We start from the raw sequence: 24,214 nt of genomic DNA on the forward strand, positions 1-24,214 counted from the left end.
ATGTCGAACGGTTGTGGCAGGCGCTTCATGAGACAATAACCCGAAATCACCAGTGCAGTTCAATGTGGCAACTGTTGAAAAAGGTCCATCACTTTATGAATACCGTCAGCCCATTCCCCGGGGGAAAACATGGGCTGGCTAAAGTGTAGCGGTATTAGGATCAGTTATTTAGGGCGAACGTTTTTTTCGTCAGCGTGAAGCGCTGGAATCGGAAGGCGTGGAAGTTACGGAGGCAGGTCAGATCGATCTGGCTAAGTTTCGCTGGCAGTTTTAATACTGCAGGGCGGCACAGCGCGCCGCCCTGCCTCAGAGCCTTACATCGTTGTCGGTGCCGGCACGGCGGCGGACGGCGTAACCTGCGTGGGCGATGTCGGTGGCACAGTGGTGACGGCGCCAGGCTGAGTCTTCATCGGTACAGAAGGCACGGGCACTAACACCAGATCGGCTTTGGTGCCGCCCTGATTCACGACCGGTTTCACTTCTTCCGTGACAAAGGCCAGCTTGCCATTAACCGTAATAGCTGCGCTCAACAGAATGCGTGCATTTGGCTGAACATCCGCTGGGTTAAACGGCAGTATGAAATGGAACGGCGCCTGTTTCCCGTCGGTGCGAACCACGCGCTGTGCCAACACTTTGGACGGTGCATCTGCCACCGATGCATCAGACAGGGTCACTGTCAGGGCTGCATCAGGCGGTAACGCGATACGCTGACGAATATAAACCGCCCCGCTTACATTAGGCTGAGCGATGGTCGCCGTTTGTCCTGCGACCGCAGAACCCAATGTCGGTGTCGGTACCGGTTTTCCTTTATGGGCACAACCTGCGAGAGCCATTGCCATCGCGACGCCACTTAACACATGCCAGAATTTCATCGATGTCGTCTCCTTTTGATCAGAATGATTTTTAGCAGTGAATCTTTATTACAGCGTTTCACTCGCCGTATAGCTTTAATGTTGGCACAAAATCAAAAGTTTGCCTGGTTGGATGAAAGTCCAAAAGTGTGGTTGACGGAAACTGGTCGGATCTTTCACACTTAGCAAAATACATTTTCTCAGGATAGCGCCATGAGTCAGGCACTCGAAAATCTGCTTAATCTTATTCATCTGGAAAAACTCGACGAGGGGTTATTTCGCGGCCAGAGCGAAGATTTGGGCCTGCGTCAGGTATTTGGCGGTCAGGTGGTTGGACAGGCTCTCTTTGCGGCCAAACAGACCGTTCCCGAGGATCGGGGCGTTCACTCCTTTCACAGCTATTTTCTTCGCCCCGGCGACAGCCAAAAGGCGATTATTTACGATGTTGAAAGTCTGCGCGACGGCAAAAGTTTTAGCGCGCGCCGCGTCAGTGCCATCCAAAATGGTCAGCCGATCTTTTATATGACGGCATCCTTCCAGTCTCCGGAAAGCGGGTTTGAACATCAAAAACCGATGCCGCAGGTTAAAGGACCGGAAAACCTGGCCAATGAGCAGCAAATGGCGCAAAAAATGGCGCATATGCTGCCGGAAAAATTACGCGAAAAATTTGTCGCTGAACGCCCGCTGGAAATCCGCCCGGTACAGATCCACAACCCGTTAAGAGGCCATGTCGATAAACCGCAGCGTCAGGTGTGGATTCGGGCCAATGGCACCCTGCCCGACGATGTGCGTATCCATCAGTACCTCCTTGGCTATGCGTCCGATCTCAACTTTCTGCCTGTGGCCTTACAACCGCATGGTAAAGGTTTTCTTGAAGCCGATATGCAGGTGGCGACCATTGATCACTCTATGTGGTTCCATCGGCCACTGAACTTTAATGACTGGCTGCTTTACAGCGTTGAAAGCACCTCAGCATCGGGTGCACGCGGCTTTGTTCGCGGGGAGTTTTACAATCAACAGGGTGAGCTGGTCGCGTCTACCGTGCAGGAAGGCGTTATGCGTCAGCGCAGCGAATAGCAAAAAGGGGCGAATCATCGCCCCTTTTTATTTATTCAGACTGACAAGTTACTGGTTGTAAGCGTTCTCGCCATGGCTGTTGACGTCCAGACCTTCGCGCTCCTGCTCTTCCGGTACGCGCAGACCGACGATCATATCGGCCAGTTTAAAGCCAATAAAGGCAACGACGGCAGACCAGACAATGGTAACGCCCACGCTCAGCAACTGAATCGCAATCTGATGGCCCATGGTCACGCCAGGCTCATAACCCACGCCGCCCAGTGAAGATGAAGCAAACACGCCAGTCAGGATACAACCGATGATGCCACAGACACCGTGGACACCGAACACATCGCAGGGATCGTCAACACGCAGCCATTTTTTCAGCGTGGTCACGCCCCAGATACCTGCCAGACCACCCACGATACCGATGATCAGCGCGCCGCCGACACCGACATAACCACAAGCCGGCGTGATGGCAACCAGACCAGCAATAAAGCCAGAACAGGCACCTAACAAAGACGGTTTACCACGCAGCGCCCACTCGCCAAAGGTCCAGGCCAGCACCGCACCCGCCGTCGCAACCACGGTATTCAGGAAGGCCAGAGCAGCAATCTCATTCGCAGCGGAAGCTGAACCGGCGTTAAAACCAAACCAGCCAACATACAGAATCGCAGTACCGGTGAACACCATCGGCAGGTTGTGTGGTTTGAATGCTTCTTTGCCAAAACCGGCACGTTTGCCCACCAGGTAAGCACCAACCAGACCGGCTACCGCAGCGTTAATGTGCACCACCGTGCCGCCCGCGAAGTCCAGTGCGCCATCCTGAGCCAGTAAGCCGCCCGCCCAGACCATATGCGCAATGGGAAGATAAGCCAGGGTCAGCCAGACACCGACAAAAATCAGCACCGCGGAGAAACGGATACGTTCCGCCAGCGCACCGACGACCAGACCGACCGTGATACAGGCAAAGGATGCCTGGAACGCGACGTGAATATATTGATAAAAGGTGCCCATGACGGCGGTCAGTGCAATGTTTTTCAGCATGGCCCAGTTGAAGCTGCCAAAGAAGGCATTGCCTTCGCTGAAGGCCAGTGAGTAGCCATAAACCACCCACAGTACGCACACCAGTGAGAAGGTCACCGCAACCTGTGTGAGCATCGACAGCACGTTTTTACTGCGGATCAGGCCGCCGTAAAACAGTGCAATCCCAGGAATTGACATAAACAGCACCAGTGCGGTGCAAATCATCATAAAGGCGTTGTCGGCTTTGTCCGCTACGGCAGGTGCCGCCATCGCCAGCGACGGTAACAGTGCCAGGCTGGTCAGGCCCAACTTGGTCAGCATTTTATTCATTTTTTTCCATCCCATCACATTACTGAGTCTTGTTTACAGTGCGGCTTCGTCGGTTTCGCCGGTACGTATGCGAATCACGCGCTGCAGTTCAGCAACGAAAATCTTGCCGTCGCCAATTTTTCCGGTGTAAGCTGCTTTACTGATTACGTCCACTACTTCGTCCAGTTGGTCATCGGCAATGGCGATATCAATTTTTACTTTCGGCAGAAAATTTACGCTGTATTCCGCCCCGCGATAGAGTTCAGCATGTCCTTTCTGACGCCCAAAACCTTTAACTTCGGAGACGGTCAGTCCCTGAATACCAATTGAAGACAATGCTTCTCGCACATCTTCCAGCTTGAACGGCTTAATCACGACGGTAACCAGCTTCATAGCCTCTCCTTAAGGATTAAAATAGGTCGGTCTCATGGACACGGAGAGAGTTAAGCAAAGCCTGTGCCAGATATAATTAATGGGCACAATCACTTTTCAGGCTGCGATAGAATCAGGGTTAGGAAACGCAGAATAAATAAGCAGGACGCAGTGATGGGATGGCTAAGCGAAGCGGATGCACGCTTTTGGTGCTGTTAAGCACAAAGACGTGCATCCAAACGGTTCAACAAGGAAAAAATGCGCAAAAAAGGTGCAGATCATCCGGCACTGGTCAGCACCTCATCCGATTCGAGCCGATCACCTGCCTGCTGCAGCTGGTACATTTGCCAGTAACGGCCCTGCAAGGCCAGCAGCTGCTGATGATTCCCCTGCTCGACAACGCGGCCACGGTGCAAAACCAGAATCGTATCGGCCTCGGTGATAGTGGAAAGGCGGTGAGCAATCACTACCAGGGTCGTATATTGACGTAAGGTGCGCAGCGTGTGTTGGATCGCCTGCTCCGTGCCGGAGTCAATATTCGCGGTAGCTTCATCCAGTATTAAAATCTGCGGCAGTTGCACCAGCACCCGAGCCAGGGCCAGTAGCTGTTTTTGCCCCACCGAGAGATTATTACCCTGCTCTCCCAGTCGGGTATGGATACCGTCAGGCAAGGCGCGCGCCAGCGGGGCCAGCTGTACCTGTTCAAGTACCGACCAGACCGCCTCTTCACTGATATCCCGACCCAGCCGTACATTCGCTAACAGCGTGTCGGCCAGCACCACCGGATCCTGCTGTACCATCGCGATACCGCGACGCAGTGCCTCATGGGAATACTGGTTAAGCGGACGATCGTCCAGGCGCACCTCGCCGCGCGTGGCGGGGTAATAGCCCATCAGCAAATTTGCCAGTGTGCTCTTGCCGCTGCCGGTATGTCCCACCAGGGCGACAAAGCCCCGCGAAGGCACGTCGAGATCAATATTACTCAGCACCTCACGATCGTCCCGGTAGGCAAAGCTCAGGTTCTCCAGCGTAATGCGTCCCGATTGCAGAGGCCGATCGTCATGACCGTAATGCTGCTGTGGCGCATCCATGAGTTCAAAAATACGTTCGCCCGCCACGACCGCCTGTTGCAGCATCGACTGCTGGGTGGTCAGTTCGATCAGCGGTTCATTGAGGCGCCCCAGATAGGTAATAAAGGCGTAAAGTACCCCAACTTCAAACACACCCGGCACCGAAAAGCTGAACAGCAACAGTAATCCGCAGAGTATCAGCGCGGAGAACAGGCTCAGCAGCGGTCGTAGCAGGAAACCATCCAGCCTGAGCGTTTCCATGCGCGCCAGATAATGTGAACGGCTGGCCTCCAGCATGCGTTCACCAAAGCGCGCCTGCTGGCGAAACTGTTGTATCACGCTCATTCCGCTGATGACTTCATTGAAGCCATTATTAATGTCTGCCAGGTAGCTGCGTACACGACGGGCTATCGGCGTGCTGTAGCGCTGATAAATCAGCATCACAATGAGCACCATCGGGAAAATTAACATCGCCACCAGCGCCATGCGCCAGTCCAGACTAAACATCGCCACCATCATGGCACCGACCAGCGCGGCGCTACGCAGCACCGTTGCCACCACCGTGACGTACAGATCCCGAACAACTTCGGTATCATTCGTGACCCGGGAAATAATTTGCCCGACCGGCTGCGTATCAAAGGCGCCGAGCGGCTGTCGCAGTGCCGCATTCATGGCGTCGGTACGCAGGCGCTGTACCACGCCAATGGCGGCCCGGTTAAACAGTAAGGCCTGCCAGTAATGCAAAGCGGCAGCCAGAAGCTGCAACAGGATAAAACTTACGACCAGTCCCGCCACCGTGCCCCACGGCATCTGATGCTTCGCGACCAGATTATCAATAAAATAGCTCACCAGAACCGGACCGGTCACTTCTGCCGCGGCCGCAATCCACAGCATCAACACGGCCAAAGACAATGACTTGCGCCACGGGCTGCCATAACTAAGCAGGCGTTTGAGCGTTGGCCACATACGTTGTGATTTAGCCATGTGCCACCTCTTCTTCCCTCTCATCGTCGTCCAGTGCCGCTTCCAGCTGTTGGTAACGGTACATATCGCGATACCAGCCAGGCATATTCGCCAGCCCGGCATGATCGCCACGTTGTGCCACCGTGCCTTTTTGCAGCACCAGAATTTCGCTGGCCTCTGTCAGCGCCGACAAACGATGCGCACTGATAATAATCGTTCGCCCTCTGCCCCACTGCCGCAGATTATGCAGGATGTCGTGTTCAGTGCGACCATCAACCGCCGAGAGTGCATCATCAAGCACCAGAATTTCCGCATTCATCAGCAAGGCACGGGCGATGGAAATGCGTTGTTTTTGACCACCCGAAAGCATGACGCCGCGCTCGCCCACCTCGGTTTCATAGCCCTGCGGCAGACGCAGAATATCCTCGTGCACGCAGGCCATTTTCGCCGCCTGCTCAATCTCGTCCTGCGTGGCGTTGGGCTTACCCAACGCAATATTACGGGCCACGCTGTCCGAGAACAGGAACGGAGTTTGGCTCACCACGGCCAGGCGACTGCGCCAGCTGTCCAGACGCAGCGACGGCAGCGGGATGGCATGGTAGCGAATATCACCTTGCTGAATGTCGAAATGACGCTGAATCAGACTCAGTAACGTGGTTTTACCACTGCCGGTCGGGCCACACAGCCCCAGCATATCGCCCGGTTTTAACTGGAACGTGACATTGCTTAATACCGCACCGGCACTGGCGGGATAATGAAATTCGCGGATAGCCACCTGCAGCGTTCCCGCCGGCTCAGGCAAGGTGTGATCACCGTCTTCCACCACTGGCGCTTCGGATAATAATGCGCGGATGCGGCTCCAGGCTGCACTGCCTCGTTCAACGATGTTAAACATCCATGCCAGCGCCAGCATCGGCCAAATCATCAGGCCAAGATACATTACAAAGCTGGTGAGCTGGCCCAGTGTCATGTCTCCGTGCCACACCAGCCAGCTTCCGCCGCCTATCGCCAGCAGGTTGGCAAAACCAATGGCAATATAGATGGTGGGATCGAAACGCGCATCCACCCGGGCGACGCGCAGATTTTTTTCGCCGGTATCGCGTGCAATATCGGCAAACTGTTGGGACTGATGCTGCTCAAGTCCAAATGCTTTGATCATACGGATGCTGGTCAGGCTCTCCTGCGTTTGATCGTTCAGGCTGGAAAAGGCAGCCTGAGCCAGTTTGAAACGGTTATGGAGTTGCTCGCCATAGCGGTGAATTACCAGTGCCATAAACGGCATTGGAATAAGCGAAATCAGCGTTAACTGCCAGCTGATTTGGGTACTCATGGCAATCAGCACAACACATCCCATCACCAGCGAATCCACCAGCGTGAGCACGCCTTCCCCGGCAGCAAAAACCACGCGATCCACATCGTTCGTGGCACGCGCAATGAGATCGCCGGTGCGATGGCGCAGGTAAAAGGCGGGCTGCTGTCGGCTGAGCTGACGGTAAAAGTCCTCGCGTAATTCGACGGCGAGTTGGTAGGACGCACCAAACAACAGCACGCGCCAGACATAACGCAGCAGATAAACCACGACGGCAGTCAGCAGCATCACCCCAATCCACATCATAATGCCGCTGGCGCTCATGCTGTGATGCGTTACGCCGTCAACCACCACGCCAACCACCCACGGCGGCAGAAGTTGCAGCACGGCAATGATGATTAATAAAGTGACGGCGCCCAGATAATGCCGCCACTCACGGATAAAATACCAACTTAACTGGCTGAATAATCGCACAAGGCAGCTCTCAATCTCAGGTAATCAGGGGGCAACCGGCAGGGCTGTAGTGTATTTGATCTCTTCCATCGCAAAGCTGGAGGTCACATCGATCAGGCCTGTTACACCATTAACTAAACGCTTATAGAAGGCATCATAACTTTTCATGTCGGCAACCTGAATACGCAGCAGATAATCATACTCCCCGGCCATGCGATAGAAGCCCATCACTTCAGGCATGCTTTGCACTACCGACACAAATTCCTGATACCAGTCTTTGCTGTGCTGGGTGGTTTTCACAAACATAAAGGCGGTAAGTGACAGGCCGAGTTTTTCATTATCAAGTAGGGCAACGCGTGCGCGGATGAAGCCATCTTCTTCCAACTTTTTCAGGCGCTTCCAGCAGGGCGTGGTGGTGAGGTTAACCGCATCCGCCAGTACCTAGAGCGAAACTGTGCAATCCTGCTGCAGCATCGCCAGCAGTTTAAGGTCGATTTTGGCTTTGTTGAATAAATGGATTTTATGCTGTGGTACTATGAAAACGGTTGTTTCAGATAACATAAAATCAATGCGTTACATGCTTGCGTATGACGGTGTTCTGTCTGGCATCAGCGTTTTCTACCAAAACAGTGCAGACAAAACAGAATGATTACCTATTATTCAACAAAGCCGTCGATTTTATCTAACATGCGCACTCCGGTAGAAATTTTTTCTCCATTACGCCGATCTTACTGCAAAAGCTGCAAGCTCTTTTTCCTGCACGTGCCTTAAAATAGGGGCTTTTACCCGGTCGGAAATAACCCTTATGTCTTCATGCTGGATACGCCACGCGATAAACGAAATCAATGCTGACTTTCAACGCTCTGCGGATACGCATCTGATCCGCTTTGCATTGCCCGATTTCCCGGGAATCGGGTTCTATCTGAAAGACGAAAGTACGCATCCCAGCGGCAGCCTGAAACACCGTCTGGCACGGTCATTGTTTCTTTATGCTCTCGCTAATGGCTGGATCAAACAGGGTACGCCCGTGATTGAAGCGTCATCGGGCAGCACCGCCGTCTCAGAGGCGTATTTTGCCCGCCTGCTGGGCCTGCCCTTTATCGCCGTGATGCCAGCCAGTACGGCCCGACGTAAAATTGAACAAATCACGTTCTATGGCGGCCAGTGTCATTTTGTGAGCGATCCCTGTCAGCTTTATGCCGAATCAGAACGGCTGGCGCGGGAACTGAATGGCCACTTCATGGATCAGTTCACCTATGCAGAGCGGGCTACTGACTGGCGCGGCAATAACAACATTGCCGAGAGTATTTTCCGCCAGATGGCGAATGAGCCTTTTCCTGTTCCTCATACGCTGATTATGAGTGCGGGAACCGGTGGGACCTCCGCCACGCTTGGCCGCTACATTCGCTATCAGGGATGCGATACCCGTTTGCTGGTTGTTGATCCGGAGCATTCCGTGTTTTACGACTACTGGCGAAACCGTGATGCCTCGCTCACCGGTCAACGCGGCAGCATGATTGAAGGCATTGGACGTCCGCGCGTGGAGCCGTCGTTTATGCCCGACGTTATTGATGAAATGATCAAAGTCCCGGATGCAGCCTCGATTGCCGCCATGCTTAAGCTGGAAACCCTGCTGGGGCGTAAACCGGGCCCGTCTACCGGCACAAACTTCTGGGGCATGATGCAGGTGGCCAAACGCCTGCGCGACAATAACCAACAGGGTTCACTGGTTACCCTGCTGTGCTACAGCGGCGAGCGCTATCCTGACACTTACTACCAGCCTGACTGGGTCGCACAACATATTGGTGATATCACGCCCTGGCAGCGCGAACTGGAATAATATTTCACCCCGCCAGGCAGATATAACCTGATGTGATCGCCGCCTGCAGCTGTTCAGCGGCGCACTCAGGTATTACCATAAGCGCAAATGTTTAAACTGGGATATCTCATGAAACGCGCTGTTGTGGTGTTTAGCGGTGGGCAAGACTCCACCACCTGTCTGGTTCAGGCTTTGCAACGTTATGATGAAGTGCACTGTGTGACCTTTGATTACGGTCAGCGTCATCGTGAAGAGATTGACGTTGCCCGCGACCTGGCCCTGAAGCTGGGTGCCCGTGCTCATAAAGTGCTGGATGTGACGATGCTGAATGCGCTGGCGGTGAGCAGCCTGACGCGTGACAGCATCCCGGTGCCATCGTATGACCCGACTGCAACCGGCCTGCCCAGCACCTTTGTCCCCGGCCGCAATATCCTGTTTCTGACCCTGGCATCGGTTTATGCCTATCAGGTTGAAGCGGAAGCGGTCATCACAGGCGTTTGCGAGACCGACTTCTCGGGCTACCCCGACTGCCGCGATGAGTTTGTCAAGGCGCTCAACCATGCCGTCAGCCTGGGCATGGCGCGTAACATTCGTTTTGAAACACCGCTGATGTGGCTTAATAAAGCCGAAACCTGGGCGCTGGCCGATTACTGGCAGCAGCTCACCTTAATCCGCGAAGACACCCTCACCTGCTACAACGGCATTAAAGGCGATGGTTGCGGCGACTGTGCCGCCTGCCATCTGCGGGCCAATGGCCTGAAGGCCTATCAGCAGGATCGTGCTGGCATTATGGCCGCCATGAAGGCCAAAACCGGTCTGGAATAATACTTTTGCGGCGACGATGGCGTGTCGCCGCCTTAATCAGGCCGGCTTCATTAATCTTTCCAGTCGCTGCCGCAGTTCTCCTTCGAGCGGAACGGCTTTTTGCGTGCGAAGATCAATGCACACAAACGTCAGTGCAGCATCCGCGACCACCGTTTCACTGCCCGCTAACAAAATGTGTTGAGTGATGATGCCACTTTTCCCATTGAGTTGCTTAATATCACTGCTGACCTCCAGTACGTCGCCCAATACGGCCGGGCGACGATAATTGATATTGATGTTTACCACCACAAAAGCCAGTTTTTGCTCAAGCAGCCAGGTAAAGGCCTCTGCTTCTTCCAGCCATTGCCAGCGCGCTTCCTCTAAAAACTCCAGATAACGCGCATTGTTAACATGCTGGTAAACATCCAGATGGTAGCCGCGCACTTTTATCGTGGTCTGCATGATCCTTCTCCTGCTGCTTATTGACTGGTTGGACCTGTTCACTCTAGCAGAGTCCCGCCCTGACAGCAGGTTAAGCATCAGAGTTGCGCTTCACTTCACAATTTTAACCGTGAGGCATTTCGCTCCACCAGCGCGTGACCAAAGCCGGGCACGTCTTTCAGTTGATCCACCGCCGTGAACCGCCCGTATTCTTCACGATAGCTGACGATAGATTGCGCCTTTTTCAGACCAACGCCATTCATCACCGCCGAGAGTTGCTCCGCCGTGGCTTCATTGATACTGACCTGCTCCTGATGCGGCATTGAAACCTGTGCAGCCTGTGTCTCACTGGGGGTTTCTGCCGCTGCCAGTGGCGTCTGAACGAGGGCGCCACAAAGGGCGAGGGAAAGATAAAAGGCATGTAAGTGGGTTTTAGCCATGCTGTGTTTCTCCTTGTGTTAAACAGCAGGCTCAGCGTGTCATGTCCGCTAAACAGACTCAAAGGGCAACGTTCTGAAATGGAAAAGGCCGCATAAGCGGCCTTTTCCATTTCAGCTGTTACCTGAATTTTGCGAGGATTACTGCATTTGAGCAGCGGCACCGTATTTGATTTTGGCCGCTTTACGCAGGTTTTGCAGTAAGGCTTCAAAGGTCAGTTGCGCGTTGTTTTGCGTGACGCCTTTGACCATCTCGTCAATCTGCGCCTGAGGCAGGCTACCGGTCGTAACCTTATTCACCGCGATCAGCACCACATTGCCTTGCATGTCCTCACCCACGCCCCATGACGGTTTGTTATCCGCTGGCTCTGGCAGGTTGAAGGCAGCCTGAGCAACGGGATCCTGCGTGTTACGGTCAACCGTTTTGCTGGCGCTTAACGTCAGACCTGCGGCTTTCAGCACATCCGGTTTACCGGCTTTCAGCTCGGCTAACAGTTTATCAGCCTGGGCTTTTGCCTGTTGCGTCGCTTTATCATGCTTGATCGTCTCGGTGATTTGCGCTTTTACCTTGTCGAGGGGTTCCACCGCTTCGGGTTTATGCGCACTGATACGCAGCACAAAGGCACGATCGCCATCGACATTGATGATGTCAGAGTTATTTCCGGGCGCACCGTTTTGTCCCACTAACCCACCATTGAAGATGGCCTGCTTAACGGCATCAAAGTCGAGATCTTTAGGCACATCGTCACGGCTGAACCAGCCTGTTTCTGCGGCTTTCATACCTGACGCCTGCTCTGCACCAGCCAGCGACTCATTATCATTGCTCGCGGCTTCACTGACTTTCTGCTGCAGTTTATAGAATTCCGCCTGTGCTTTATCCTGTTTGACCGCGTCCGCGATCTCATCACGTACTTCCGCCAGCGGTTTAACCTGCTCAGGCTTGATGTCGTCAAGACGGGCAATCAGGAAACCCACAGAAGACTTGATTACACCGGAAAGCTGACCCTTTTCTTTCAGTCCCGCATTCTTCAGCTCGTCTGGCGTCGTTGACGGCTCAAGCCAGCCCATATCGCCGCCTTTACGGGAAGAGATCGGGTCAATGGATTTGGTTTTTGCCAGTTCCGCGAAATCCGCGCCGCCTTTCAGCTGCGCCAGAATAGCGTCGGCATCGGCTTCGGTTTTGGTCTGAATCACGCTGTAACGATCGCGCTGGGGCTGCGTGTAGTCCGCTTTATGTTGATCGTACCAGGCCTGAATATCCGCATCGCTGGCATTTTCCTGCATGCTGGCGGCATCCAGTTTGATATAGCTTACGCGGAACTGCTCAGGGGCCATAAAGCTGCTTTTATGCTGCTGATAATACTGGTTGATTTCGTCGTCATTGACGGTTTGCTTTGCAGCCAGAGCATTCACATCGAGGGTAGCCGTCTGAATATCACGCTTTTGCGCCACCAAATCCACCAGCTTAGTGGTTTCATTTTTCAGCATAAAATCGGTATTCGCGACCGCATTGATCAGCTGCTGGGTGGCCAGTTGTTTACGCAACGCTTCGGCATACTGATCCGGCGTGAATCCCATATTGCGGATCATCGCATTGTATTTAGCATTATCGAACTTGCCGTTGGTCTGAAACGCAGACTGGCTGAAGATAGCCTGTTTGACCTGATCGTCACTGATGGCAATATGCAGATCTTTTATGTAGGTATCCAGTAATGCCTGGTCAATCAGCTGAGACAGCGCCTGCTGGCGCATCTGCTGCATGTAACCTTCGTTGCCCGCAAGCTGCGAGAACTGATCACCCAGCATCTGCTGCTGACGATTGCGCTCGTTGTTGAACGCCTGCTCTAACTGTGCACGGCTGATCTCCTGGCCATTAACTTTGGCCGCATAATCGTTGTTACCGCCAATCAGATAGTTGCCAACGCCGGTCAGCACAAAGGAGAGAATGATCAACCCCAAAATAATCTTGAGCACGACATGGTTCGACGCCGCGCGTAAATTGTCCATCATGGTATGACAACACTCCGCTGTAGTGTGAATGTAAAGCCCTGCCGCAATAACGCCATCTTCCCGACGCATTACTCCGCTGCAAGTCTGGCTGGCAGCATGCATCCTGTTGAGACAAGTCTCGCAACCTTAAACCGCCTCTCCGGATGTAAAAAAGGCACATCTTATTGATGTGCCCGTATGTTACATGAGAACGCGTTAACCGTCCTCTAATCCACTCAAGAAAATGTGTTATTGAGTGGTGGCGTTGTCATTAGTTGACAGCGTCTTTCAGTGCTTTACCTGCACGGAAACCCGGTACTTTACCTGCCGGGATAGTAATCTCTTTACCGGTTTGTGGGTTACGGCCGGTGCGCGCTGCACGCTCACGTACTGAGAAAGTGCCGAAACCTACCAGCGCCACTTCATCTCCGCTTTTCAGCGCGTCAGAAACAGAGCCCATAAATGCATCTAAAACACGTCCTGCTGCTGCTTTAGAAATGTCGGCATCGGCAGCAATTTTATCGATCAGTTGTGACTTATTCACTCTATTCATCCCCTCTTTATTATTTCACATCGTACCCACGCTTCCTGTCGGGCACGAACGCGCAGCAAGTTATATCAAGCCTTATATGCCGAAACAACGGTAATCCTCTTATAACATCGCTTCAGCAGCCACCTAAATTAGCGGGACAAAAAAAAGCTGGCAAGCACCAATTGGTGTTGCCAGCGCGGCTTTTTAACGCTTTATGCCATTAATCACTATTTTGCGGTAGCTACCTGCATACCGTAAGGCGCGTTTTCCAGTGCCAGGTTCAGCACTTCCTCAATACGTTTGACCGGATGAATTTCCAGATCGGCAATCACGTTCTGAGGAATTTCTTCCAGATCGCGTTTGTTTTCGTCCGGGATCAGCACCACTTTAATACCACCGCGGTGTGCCGCCAGCAGCTTCTCTTTCAGCCCGCCGATAGGCAGGACCTGACCACGCAGGGTGATCTCACCGGTCATCGCGACGTTTGAACGCACCGGGTTACCGGTCAGGCAAGACACCAGGGCAGTACACATGGCAATACCGGCACTGGGACCATCTTTCGGCGTCGCGCCTTCCGGTACGTGCACATGGATATCGCGTTTTTCATAGAAATCGCCATTGATACCCAGTTTTTCCGCCCGGGCGCGGACGACAGTCAGCGCGGCCTGAATGGATTCCTGCATGACTTCGCCCAGCGAACCGGTATAAGTCAGCTTGCCTTTGCCCGGTACACAGGCGGTTTCAATGGTCAGCAAATCGCCACCCACTTCCGTCCATGCCAGACCTGTTACCTGACCCACGCGGTTTTCGCTGTCGGCGCGGCCATAGTCAAAATGCTGCACCCCAAGGAAATCCTTCAGGTTTTCACCATTAATGGTGATGTGCTTTTTGGTTTTGTCCATCAGCAGCGTTTTCACTGCTTTACGGCACAGCTTGGACAGTTCACGTTCCAGGCTACGCACACCAGCTTCACGCGTGTAGTAACGGATGATGCCGATGATAGCGCTGTCTTCGACGGTGATCTCAGACGATTTCAGGGCGTTACGCTCAATCTGCTTCGGCAGTAAATGCTGCTTGGCGATATTGAGTTTTTCGTCCTCGGTATAGCCAGACAGACGAATCACTTCCATACGATCCAGCAGTGGAGCCGGAATGTTCATGGAGTTCGACGTCGCCACAAACATCACATCAGACAGATCGTAATCGACTTCCAGATAGTGATCGTTAAAGGCGATGTTCTGTTCAGGATCCAGCACTTCCAGCAGCGCTGAGGCCGGATCGCCGCGCATATCCGACGACATTTTGTCGATTTCATCCAACAGGAACAGCGGGTTTTTCACGCCGACTTTCGCCATCTTCTGAATCAACTTGCCCGGCATAGAGCCAATATAGGTACGGCGATGACCGCGAATTTCCGCTTCATCCCGCACGCCGCCGAGGGCCATGCGTACATACTTACGCCCGGTTGCTTTCGCAATAGACTGACCCAGCGAGGTTTTACCCACGCCCGGCGGTCCCACCAGACACAGAATCGGCCCTTTAATTTTGCTGACGCGACTTTGCACCGCAAGGTACTCAAGGATGCGGTCTTTGACGCGTTCCAGGCCATAATGGTCGGTATCCAGCGTTTCCTGGGCTTTGCGCAGATCTTTCTTCACTTTGCTGCGCGCATTCCACGGAACCTGAACCATCCAGTCGATATAGCCGCGCACCACGGTCGCTTCGGCAGACATCGGCGACATCATTTTCAGCTTCTGCAGTTCTGCTTCAGCTTTCTCACGCGCTTCCTGCGGCATTTTGGCCGCATCGATTTTACGTTTTAACGCTTCGTACTCGTCAGGCGTATCATCCATCTCGCCCAGCTCTTTCTGAATGGCCTTCATCTGCTCATTCAGGTAGTACTCACGCTGGCTCTTTTCCATCTGCTTTTTGACGCGATTGCGAATGCGTTTCTCAACCTGCAGCAGATCGATTTCAGATTCCATCATGGCCATCAGATATTCCAGACGTTCATTGACGTCTGACATCTCCAGCACTGACTGTTTATCCGCGAGTTTTAATGGCATGTGCGCCGCCACCGTATCCGCCAGGCGCGCCGCATCATCAATATTGTTCAGTGACGTTAAGACCTCAGGCGGGATCTTTTTATTCAGTTTGATATAGCCTTCAAACTGATTGATCGCCGTGCGCACCAGCACTTCCTGCTCGCGCTCTTCAATCTCCGGAGAGACCAGATATTCCGCCTGGGCGACAAAATGGTCACCGTTGTCAGCCAGCGTAGTGATATTGGCACGCTGTAAACCTTCAACCAGCACTTTTACCGTTCCGTCTGGCAGTTTTAACATCTGCAGTACGGAAGCAATGGTACCCACTGAAAAAAGATCGTTTATGCCAGGTTCATCCGTTGAAGCCTCTTTCTGTGCGACCAGCATGATCTTTTTATCATGATCCATTGCGGCTTCGAGGCACCGAATTAATTTTTCCCGGCCAACAAACAACGGAATTACCATGTGCGGATAAACTACCACGTCGCGCAACGGCAGGACGGGGATTTCAATGCGTTCAGAACGCTCAGGATTCATAGAGCTCTCTCTTAGTTTAGTGTCCGCAAGGTGATGGGTACCGCATCAGGCAGGTGTGCGGTCAAACCCACAGGTGTCTGAGTATATGGGGATGATTGTCAGACATTCAATGTCACAACGGTGAGAAATGCAAAAGGGGAAAGATTTTCCCCTTTATAGATGGCACAATGTGGACGATTTGTTTATTTATTCGCCAGAAGCCTGAGCTTCGTGCTTGCCATAAATCAGCATGGGTTCAGACTGACCTTCAATCACCGACTCATCAATCACCACTTTCTCGACATCTTCCATGGACGGCAGATCGTACATGGTTTCGAGCAGCGCGCCTTCCACGATAGAACGCAGACCGCGCGCACCGGTTTTACGTGACATCGCCTTTTTAGCAATCGCCGTCAGGGCTTCGTCACGGAACTCCAGCTCAACGCCTTCCAGGTTAAACAACGCCTGATACTGCTTGGTGAGTGCGTTTTTCGGCTCACGCAGAATCTGAATCAGCGCTTCCTCACTCAGTTCATTGAGCGTGGCTACCACAGGCAGACGGCCAATGAATTCTGGGATCAGGCCAAATTTGATCAGATCTTCCGGCTCACATTGCGCCAGTAACTCGCCTTCTGTTGCCTTCTGTGATTTACCTTTCACCGTTGCGCCAAAGCCAATGCCTGAACCGGTTTCAACGCGCTGCGAGATAACCTTATCCAGACCGGCGAAGGCGCCACCACAGATAAACAAAATCTTAGAGGTATCGACCTGCAAAAACTCCTGCTGCGGATGCTTACGGCCACCCTGCGGCGGCACAGCGGCGACGGTGCCTTCAATCAACTTCAGTAACGCCTGTTGCACACCCTCACCCGATACGTCACGGGTGATCGATGGGTTGTCTGATTTACGTGAAATTTTATCGATTTCATCGATATAGACGATACCACGTTGGGCTTTCTGCACATCGTAGTCACATTTTTGCAGCAGCTTCTGGATGATATTTTCGACGTCTTCACCCACATAACCGGCTTCGGTCAGCGTGGTTGCATCCGCCATAGTAAAAGGCACATCCAGTAAACGGGCCAGGGTTTCAGCCAGCAACGTTTTACCGCTACCGGTCGGACCGATCAGCAGAATGTTACTTTTGCCCAGTTCGATACCGTTGCTGGTATCCCCGTTGCGTAAACGTTTGTAGTGGTTGTACACCGCCACGGCCAGGACTTTTTTGGCCCGTTCCTGACCAATAACGTAATCGTCGAGGTGATGGCGGATCTCATGCGGCGTAGGCAGCGCACTACGTTCGCGATGCGGGGCAACCTCTTTAATCTCTTCGCGAATAATGTCGTTACACAGATCAACGCACTCATCGCAGATATACACTGACGGCCCGGCAATCAGCCTACGCACTTCATGCTGGCTTTTGCCGCAAAAAGAGCAGTACAGCAACTTTCCTGAACCGTCTTTGCGCTTATCTGTCATCAGTTAACCTCTTCTTGTTCTCAGGCCGTACCAGCCGTACAGCACTGGCCGTGGGTACACGGCCGATGTTCATTCAACCCGTCATTATCTTGTCCTGTTAACTATAGACCAGAGACAAGGTGAAGTTAGGGCTTATTGGCGATGCGTCAGGATTGAATCGACCAATCCATACTCTACCGCTTCGCTGGCGGAGAGGAAACGGTCACGCTCAGTGTCACGCTCAATTTCTTCCAGTGACTTACCGGTATGTTCCGCCATGAGCTCGTTCATGCGCTGCTTCACTTTCAAAATTTCACGCGCATGAATCTCAATGTCGGTCGCCTGTCCCTGATAGCCACCCAGCGGTTGGTGAATCATCACGCGTGAGTTTGGCAGGCAGAAACGCTTGCCTTTCGTCCCGGCTGTGAGCAGGAAAGCCCCCATTGAGCAGGCCTGGCCCATACAAATGGTGCTGACGTCAGGCTTGATAAACTTCATGGTGTCATAAATTGACATGCCAGCCGTAATGACGCCACCCGGCGAGTTGATATAAAGGTAAATATCTTTTTCCGGGTTCTCCGCTTCCAGAAACAGCATCTGGGCCACAATCAGGTTAGCCATGTGATCTTCTACCTGGCCGGTTAAGAAGATAACGCGCTCTTTAAGCAGACGGGAATAGATGTCGTATGAACGCTCGCCGCGCGAGGTTTGCTCGACCACCATTGGCACCAACGCATTGTGCGGTGCAGTAAACTCACGATCGCCACTGTATGACATTACCGTCTCCTGGATAAATTTCATTGGCAACATTCTGTACCGATTTTACGTAAGACGAGCAACAAAAACTATGCTCTGCCTCTTACCGACAACATCAGGACGGTTAATCAGTCAGCCGAACTGTTTTTTGCATACTCCCTCTATCTTGGGATAGTGCTCAGTTGTTTCAAGCATAACAACCTTTTCATCAATCGCTAACCCGGAAAAAGCGATGCGTGAACAATTCGCCTAAAAATTAATCAAATAGCGACAGGTCCGTTGCCAGAAAGCATATTACAGAAAAAAGCCCGCGACTTTTCAGGCGCGGGCTTTAGCACAAGGGGTTAAACGGACGATCAGGCCTGAGCGGTCTGATTCATCAGTTCCTGGAAGTTAGTTTCTTTTTCAGAAACTTTGGCTTTCGCCAGCACAGCTTCAACCGCCTGCTCTTCCAGCGCCACATTGCGCATGTTGTTCATCAGCTCGTTATTTTTGCTGTAGAACTCGATCACTTCCTGCGGATCTTCGTAAGCAGACGCCATTTCTTCGATCAGCACTTTAACGCGATCTTCATCGGCTTTCAGCTCGTGCGTGCGAATCACTTCGCCCAGCAGCAGACCGACCACAACGCGACGCTTCGCCTGCTCTTCGAACAGTTCGCGTGGCAGTTCCAGCGCTTGCTTCTCGTTACCACCAAAGCGTTGTGCAGCCTGACGACGCAGAACGTCGATTTCGCTGTCGATCAGCGCAGCAGGCACATCAATAGGGTTCGCTTCAACCAGACCGTCGATAGCCTGTGTCTTCACGCGGTTACGAATCGCGCCTTTCAGCTCACGTTCCATGTTCTTACGCACTTCCGCACGCAGGCCCGCAACCGAACCATCTTCCACGCCGAAACGCTTGATGAATTCTTCGGTCAGTTCTGGCAGTTCGCGCGTTTCCACTTTCTTCAGCACGATCTCGAACTTCGCGTCTTTCCCTTTCAGGTTTTCCGCGTGGTAGTCGTCAGGGAATTTCACGTCGATAGTGAAGGTTTCGCCTGCTTTGTGACCCACAACGCCTTCTTCAAAGCCTGGGATCATACGGCCCTGGCCCATGGCCAGAACGAAGTCAGATGCTTTACCGCCTTCGAATTCTTCGCCGTCAACAGAACCGGTGAAATCGAGGGTAGCGCGGTCTTCAGCACCCGCTGCAGCGTCGGTTTCAATCCAGTTAGCCTGCTGCTTGCGCAGCGTTTCCAGCATGGTATCGACATCGGCATCGGTCACTTCGACCTGAGGCTTTTCAACTTCGATGTTTTCCAGGCCTTTCAGCTCAACTTCTGGATACACTTCGAACTCAACCGCATAGGTGAAGTCCTGACCTTCTTTGTATTCGCCTGGCACATAGTTAGGCGCGCCAGCCGGATTGATCTTCTCTTTGATGATGGCGTCAACAAAGTTACGCGTCATCAGATCGCCCAGCACGTCCTGGCGCACAGCAGCACCGTAGCGCTGCGCGACGATGTTCATGGGCACTTTGCCTTTACGGAAACCATCGATACGGACTTTCTTCGCCACATCCACCAGTTCTTTTTTAACGGCGCTTTCGATACTGTCAGCTGCGACAGTAATCGTAATGCGACGGCCCAGGCCCTGAGTGGTTTCTACAGAAACTTGCATCTTGTTACCTCAAAAAATCACGTGCTCGGTCAACTTCAGACACCACACATTAATTAATGCGCCGTATCTAACAACCGGGACGGCTTCCGTGAAGAGAACCTGATCCCTGTTACCAGAAGCGTCCCGAAGACATTCCGGAAAAATAGACGCAGCATTATAGCGGCATCACTGAGATGAGTCGAGGACGCTAAGTCACCACTTTTCAGGGAGTTTGCTGCTTTTTTGAGCCAGGTAACGCGTTTAGCAAGGATAAAACACAAAAACGGCCCGCAGGCCGTTTAAAAAGAGGGAATGTTATGCGAGTGTGCCCGCGCCGCGACAGTTCGGCGAAGCGAGTACCGTATCCTGCAATCCTTCCCACTCTTTCAGGGTATAAGTATGCAAGGCCAGTGCGTGAACACTTCCCGCCAGCTCAGCACTGAGTTCACCATAAATTGCGCGATGGCGGGCGAGAAAACGCTGACCGGTAAAAACGTCGCTGACAATCACCACTTTGAAATGGCTTTCAGAACCGGCAGGCACATTGTGTCGGTAGCTTTCATCATGCACTTCCAGATGAGCCGGCTCAAAAGCCAGGCGCAGCTTCTCTTCTATCTGTTCTCGAATCATGGTTTTACCCTCAATGGCGAGCGCTGTGCCCCATCTGTTTAAATATTAGTCCGTTTTTGGCTGCGCAACGCGACAGCGGACGTAATATTATCACTCCGTCGCCCTCTTCGCTTGTGCCTTGTCAGGCGGGGAATATGAAAAGGTAGAGAGCAAGAAAAAGCGCCTTGCGCGGTTTACCTTGTGGCAAAGGCTTTATTCACTGCACCGCTTTGCTATGATGGCCGCAGTTTTTGCACACCAACCCATGACACTAACGAGAAAGCGTATGTTGAAAAAACTGTTATTCCCGCTGCTGGCTGCTTTTATCCTGGCCGGTTGCGCTTCCAGCAACAACACATTGACCATTCAACCTAAGATTCAGCTGCCACAGCGCGATCCGAGCCTGATGGGCATTACGGTGAGTATCAACGGCGCCGATCAGCGTCGCGATCAGGCGCTGGCAAAAGTTAATCGCGATGGACAACTGGTCAGCCTGACCCCGTCGCGCGATCTGCGTTTCTTACTCCAGGAAGTGCTGGAGAAACAAATGACAGCGCGCGGCTATATGGTCGGTCCTAATGGCGCGGTTGATCTGCAAATCATCGTCAATAATCTGTATGCCGACGTCACCCAGGGTGATGTGCGTTACAGCATTACCACCAAGGCGGATATCTCTATCGTGGCGACCGCGAAAAATGGCAATAAACAGATTAAAAATTACCGCCAGACCTACAGCGTAGAAGGGGCTTTCAGCGCCACCAATCAGAAAATCACCAATGCGGTGAATTCTACGCTGAGCGACGTGATCGCCGATATGGCGCAGGACACCAGCGTCAACGACTTCATCAAACAAAACGCCCGTTAATCAGGTCTTTTGCCCGGCACCCGGCCGGGCACTTTTCAAGGTCAGTATGAATCACTACTTCCGTGTCTTCCGCCAAAAAAATGCAGCCATTTTACTCCTTCTGGGATTCGCATCAGGTTTGCCTCTGGCCTTAACCAGCGGGACGCTGCAGGCGTGGATGACGGTTGATAATATCGATTTGAAAACCATCGGATTCTTTTCACTGGTGGGCCAGGCCTATGTGTTTAAGTTTCTCTGGTCCCCCATGATGGATCGCTTCACGCCGCCGCTTCTCGGTCGGCGCAGAGGCTGGTTGCTCATTACGCAACTGGCACTGGTGGCCAGCATTGTGGCAATGGGCTTTTTGCAGCCCAGCCGGGATTTAACCCTGATGGCGGCACTGGCGGTACTGATTGCATTCTGTTCTGCGTCACAGGATATCGTCTTCGATGCCTGGAAAACGGATGTGTTGCCGCCGGAAGAACGCGGAAGTGGCGCTGCCATCACGGTGTTAGGCTATCGCCTGGCAATGTTGATATCGGGCGGTCTGGCGCTGTGGCTGGCCGATCGCTATCTCGGCTGGGAGGCGACTTACTGGCTCATGGCCCTGCTCCTGCTGCCCTGCCTTATCGCAACCTGTCTTGCCAAAGAGCCGGACAACGCGCAGGCCGCGCCGCGTACGCTACGTCAGGCGGTTGTCGATCCTCTGCACGATTTTTTTAATCGCAACAACGCCTGGCTGCTGATCACGCTCATCATTCTTTACAAGCTCGGCGATGCATTTGCCGCCTCTCTCACCACCACCTTTTTGATTCGCGGCGTGGGATTTAATCCGGGCGACGTCGGGCTGGTAAACAAAACGCTGGGCTTGCTGGCGACCATCATTGGCGCGCTTTATGGCGGCATGCTGATGCAGCGCCTGAGCCTGTTTCGCGCGTTAATGATTTTTGGCCTGCTCCAGGCGGTGTCGAATTTCGGCTACTGGCTGCTGGCGGTCACCGACAAACACCTCTGGAGCATGGCGAGCGCGGTCTTTATTGAGAACCTGTGTGGCGGAATGGGAACCGCTGCGTTTGTCGCGCTGCTGATGACGCTGTGTAATAAGTCCTTCTCGGCGACGCAGTTCGCCCTGCTGTCTGCGCTTTCAGCGGTAGGCCGGGTTTACGTGGGACCTGCAGCCGGTTATCTGGTCGAGATCTGGGGCTGGCCAACGTTCTACGCCTTTACCGTTTTCGCCGGTCTGCCGGGCCTGGCCCTGCTGGCTTTTTGTCGCGGTACACTGGACTTTACCCAAAAAACCGGCCAGTTTTTGCCGCGCCGCTATTTTTCCACAGGCTACCGTTGGACGAAACGGCTGTTTGCAGGCGGATGCGGGTTACTGGCGCTATGGCTGCTGTCGCTGGCGCTGAATGCAACGGGTATGCTCACGCTTTCGGCGTGGCTGGCTCCGCTGTTTGAAGCCGGTATGGCGCTGGCGCTTTGCGGTGTGCTGTCCGGTGTGGTGCTGGATTATCGCGCATTGAGAAAGGCCGGGAATTGACCTTTTGCCTCATAATCGCACAGTCGCAGGTGCCATTTCAGCCAATTGGTTAAGCGCACCTAATTTGTCTTTGCGTGTCAATTTACAAAAAATATTTTTATCATGTGCGCGCTTCGGGCAAGATATTTAAATCCGGTACGCAATTAATTAAGTTAAAAATTAGAGAAAAAATGATGCAATATTGTTAAATAATTGGGTATTAAAAGTCAGGGTTATTCCTTTCCTACTTTTGTTTAACCCCGCATCCATCTCTTTTTGTTATATTACTGCCAACTGCTTGTCCACGTTAATAATTTGTCACCGAGAACAACATCTGTGACACCCTTAGCAAAAGGTGTCAACATGGTTCTGACACATCCTTAAGCTGGTTTACACTGCATAAACCTTCCCGTAAAATGCGCGCACACTTAAACGACAATAGAGCCCTTTGTCATTGAGGTCGTTAAATGAGACTCAGTAAATACAATAAAAGTTTAGGGATTTTGTCATTAATCGCAGGCACTTTATTAATGAGTGGCTGCGATAATGCATTGTTAAATCCCAAAGGACAGATTGCGCTGGAGCAACGTTCGCTGATACTGACCGCTTTTGGTCTGATGATGATCGTCGTGATTCCTGCAGTCTTAATGGCCGTCGTGTTTGCCTGGAAATATCGGGCGTCGAACACGAATGCTAAGTACAGTCCTAACTGGTCACACTCCAATAAAGTGGAAGCTGTGGTCTGGACCATTCCGATCCTGATCATCGTTTTCCTTGGAATACTGACCTGGAAATCAACCCATGCGCTGGAGCCAAGCAAACCCCTGGCCTCTGACGTGAAACCGGTTGAAATTGACGTCGTTGCTCTGGACTGGAAATGGTTATTCATTTATCCAGAACAAGGTATTGCGACAGTTAACCAGATTGCCTTCCCGGCAAACACCCCGGTTAACTTCAAAATCACCTCCAACTCCGTCATGAACTCCTTCTTTATTCCTACGCTCGGTAGCCAGATCTACGCGATGGCGGGCATGCAGACCAAACTGCACCTGATTGCAAACGAGCCAGGAACTTTCGACGGTATTTCCGCCAACTTCAGTGGTCGCGGTTTCTCTGGCATGAAGTTCAAAGCCATTGCAACCAAAGACGATGCGGAGTTCCAGCAGTGGGTTGCCAAAGTAAAAGCGGCACCTAACACGCTGATGACGATGGATGATTTCGAGAAAGTGGCTGTGCCAAGCGAAAATCACCCGGTGGAATATTTCTCTTCAGCTAATCCTGAACTGTTCTTGCAGGTCATTAACAAGTTCATGAATAGCCACGGGAAAATGGACATGTCTGAACACAAAGGCATGGACATGAGTCACACCGCTACCGCGGGAGCCGAGGAATAATA

General features: G+C 52.6%; 20 protein-coding genes and 2 pseudogenes. 7 read left to right on the forward strand and 15 right to left on the reverse strand.

Annotation, left to right across the window (positions count from 1 at the left end; translation table 11 throughout):
* Positions 1 to 149: pseudogene (locus F7Q90_RS15355) on the forward strand (IS630 family transposase); the annotation flags it as partial.
* 165 nt (positions 150 to 314) lie between these two features.
* Here F7Q90_RS15355 and F7Q90_RS15360 read toward each other — a convergent pair.
* Positions 315 to 872, reverse strand: coding sequence for a YbaY family lipoprotein (locus F7Q90_RS15360; protein WP_006117943.1), 558 nt, complete (start codon positions 870 to 872; stop codon positions 315 to 317).
* 192 nt (positions 873 to 1,064) lie between these two features.
* On the opposite strand from F7Q90_RS15360, the gene tesB reads away from it, so the two are divergent.
* Positions 1,065 to 1,928: an acyl-CoA thioesterase II gene (gene tesB / locus F7Q90_RS15365; RefSeq protein WP_006117944.1), complete on the forward strand. Its 864-nt coding sequence runs from the start codon at positions 1,065 to 1,067 to the stop codon at positions 1,926 to 1,928.
* Between the two features lie 48 nt (positions 1,929 to 1,976).
* Here tesB and amtB read toward each other — a convergent pair whose 3' ends face one another.
* From amtB to F7Q90_RS15390, 5 genes and pseudogenes are all read right to left on the reverse strand, one after another.
* On the reverse strand, positions 1,977 to 3,263 hold the full coding sequence (gene amtB / locus F7Q90_RS15370) for an ammonium transporter AmtB (protein ID WP_006117945.1): 1,287 nt from the start codon (positions 3,261 to 3,263) through the stop codon (positions 1,977 to 1,979).
* 33 nt (positions 3,264 to 3,296) lie between these two features.
* Positions 3,297 to 3,635 carry a P-II family nitrogen regulator gene (gene glnK, locus F7Q90_RS15375; protein ID WP_003850469.1) on the reverse strand — a complete coding sequence of 113 codons (339 nt, stop codon included), beginning with the start codon at positions 3,633 to 3,635 and terminating at the stop codon, positions 3,297 to 3,299.
* A 257-nt stretch (positions 3,636 to 3,892) separates the two neighbouring features.
* Entirely contained in the window at positions 3,893 to 5,668 is a 1,776-nt protein-coding gene (locus F7Q90_RS15380) for a SmdB family multidrug efflux ABC transporter permease/ATP-binding protein (protein ID WP_006117947.1), read from the reverse strand.
* Positions 5,661 to 7,430, reverse strand: a complete 1,770-nt coding sequence (locus F7Q90_RS15385; protein WP_006117948.1) for a SmdA family multidrug ABC transporter permease/ATP-binding protein — start codon at positions 7,428 to 7,430, stop codon at positions 5,661 to 5,663. Before F7Q90_RS15385 ends, F7Q90_RS15380 begins: the two co-directional genes overlap by 8 nt.
* A gap of 24 nt (positions 7,431 to 7,454) precedes the next feature.
* A pseudogene (locus tag F7Q90_RS15390) lies at positions 7,455 to 7,883 on the reverse strand (Lrp/AsnC family transcriptional regulator).
* Positions 7,884 to 8,214: 331 nt separating this feature from the next.
* On the opposite strand from F7Q90_RS15390, the gene F7Q90_RS15395 reads away from it, so the two are divergent.
* Entirely contained in the window at positions 8,215 to 9,249 is a 1,035-nt protein-coding gene (locus tag F7Q90_RS15395; protein WP_006117950.1) for a PLP-dependent cysteine synthase family protein, read from the forward strand.
* A 108-nt stretch (positions 9,250 to 9,357) separates the two neighbouring features.
* On the forward strand, positions 9,358 to 10,053 hold the full coding sequence (gene queC, locus F7Q90_RS15400; protein ID WP_006117951.1) for a 7-cyano-7-deazaguanine synthase QueC: 696 nt from the start codon (positions 9,358 to 9,360) through the stop codon (positions 10,051 to 10,053).
* Positions 10,054 to 10,089: 36 nt separating this feature from the next.
* On the opposite strand, the gene F7Q90_RS15405 is transcribed toward queC, so the two are convergent.
* The 9 genes from F7Q90_RS15405 to bolA all read right to left on the reverse strand — a co-directional run bounded on the left by F7Q90_RS15405 (position 10,090) and on the right by bolA (position 20,476).
* Positions 10,090 to 10,494, reverse strand: a complete 405-nt coding sequence (locus F7Q90_RS15405) for an acyl-CoA thioesterase (RefSeq protein WP_006117953.1) — start codon at positions 10,492 to 10,494, stop codon at positions 10,090 to 10,092.
* A gap of 95 nt (positions 10,495 to 10,589) precedes the next feature.
* Complete coding sequence (locus F7Q90_RS15410) at positions 10,590 to 10,913, reverse strand: helix-hairpin-helix domain-containing protein (protein WP_006117954.1); 324 nt, start codon at positions 10,911 to 10,913, stop codon at positions 10,590 to 10,592.
* Positions 10,914 to 11,051: 138 nt separating this feature from the next.
* Positions 11,052 to 12,920 carry a peptidylprolyl isomerase gene (gene ppiD / locus F7Q90_RS15415; protein WP_006117955.1) on the reverse strand — a complete coding sequence of 623 codons (1,869 nt, stop codon included), beginning with the start codon at positions 12,918 to 12,920 and terminating at the stop codon, positions 11,052 to 11,054.
* A 250-nt stretch (positions 12,921 to 13,170) separates the two neighbouring features.
* Entirely contained in the window at positions 13,171 to 13,443 is a 273-nt protein-coding gene (gene hupB / locus F7Q90_RS15420) for a nucleoid-associated protein HU-beta (protein ID WP_006117956.1), read from the reverse strand.
* Positions 13,444 to 13,658: 215 nt separating this feature from the next.
* The gene (gene lon, locus F7Q90_RS15425; protein WP_151161027.1) at positions 13,659 to 16,013 is read right to left on the reverse strand and encodes an endopeptidase La; all 2,355 of its coding nucleotides are present in this window, start codon (positions 16,011 to 16,013) and stop codon (positions 13,659 to 13,661) included.
* A gap of 186 nt (positions 16,014 to 16,199) precedes the next feature.
* The gene (gene clpX, locus F7Q90_RS15430; protein ID WP_006117958.1) at positions 16,200 to 17,471 is read right to left on the reverse strand and encodes an ATP-dependent protease ATP-binding subunit ClpX; all 1,272 of its coding nucleotides are present in this window, start codon (positions 17,469 to 17,471) and stop codon (positions 16,200 to 16,202) included.
* Positions 17,472 to 17,603: 132 nt separating this feature from the next.
* Positions 17,604 to 18,227, reverse strand: coding sequence for an ATP-dependent Clp endopeptidase proteolytic subunit ClpP (gene clpP, locus F7Q90_RS15435; RefSeq protein WP_006117959.1), 624 nt, complete (start codon positions 18,225 to 18,227; stop codon positions 17,604 to 17,606).
* Between the two features lie 335 nt (positions 18,228 to 18,562).
* Complete coding sequence (gene tig / locus F7Q90_RS15440) at positions 18,563 to 19,867, reverse strand: trigger factor (RefSeq protein ID WP_006117960.1); 1,305 nt, start codon at positions 19,865 to 19,867, stop codon at positions 18,563 to 18,565.
* Positions 19,868 to 20,161: 294 nt separating this feature from the next.
* Positions 20,162 to 20,476 (reverse strand): transcriptional regulator BolA, encoded by a 315-nt coding sequence (gene bolA / locus F7Q90_RS15445; RefSeq protein WP_006117961.1) that lies wholly within the window; start codon positions 20,474 to 20,476, stop codon positions 20,162 to 20,164.
* A gap of 265 nt (positions 20,477 to 20,741) precedes the next feature.
* Here bolA and F7Q90_RS15450 point away from each other — a divergent pair, with 265 nt between their 5' ends.
* The 3 genes from F7Q90_RS15450 (at position 20,742) to cyoA (ending at position 24,212) form a co-directional block, all read left to right on the forward strand.
* On the forward strand, positions 20,742 to 21,320 hold the full coding sequence (locus tag F7Q90_RS15450) for a lipoprotein (RefSeq protein ID WP_006117962.1): 579 nt from the start codon (positions 20,742 to 20,744) through the stop codon (positions 21,318 to 21,320).
* A 46-nt stretch (positions 21,321 to 21,366) separates the two neighbouring features.
* Positions 21,367 to 22,839: a muropeptide MFS transporter AmpG gene (ampG, locus tag F7Q90_RS15455; RefSeq protein WP_006117963.1), complete on the forward strand. Its 1,473-nt coding sequence runs from the start codon at positions 21,367 to 21,369 to the stop codon at positions 22,837 to 22,839.
* Between the two features lie 446 nt (positions 22,840 to 23,285).
* On the forward strand, positions 23,286 to 24,212 hold the full coding sequence (cyoA, locus tag F7Q90_RS15460; protein ID WP_006117964.1) for a cytochrome o ubiquinol oxidase subunit II: 927 nt from the start codon (positions 23,286 to 23,288) through the stop codon (positions 24,210 to 24,212).
* The last annotated feature ends 2 nt before the right edge of the window (positions 24,213 to 24,214 follow it).

The organism is Pantoea stewartii subsp. stewartii, assembly GCF_008801695.1.
In the GTDB taxonomy this organism is placed as follows: Bacteria; Pseudomonadota; Gammaproteobacteria; order Enterobacterales; family Enterobacteriaceae; genus Pantoea; species Pantoea stewartii.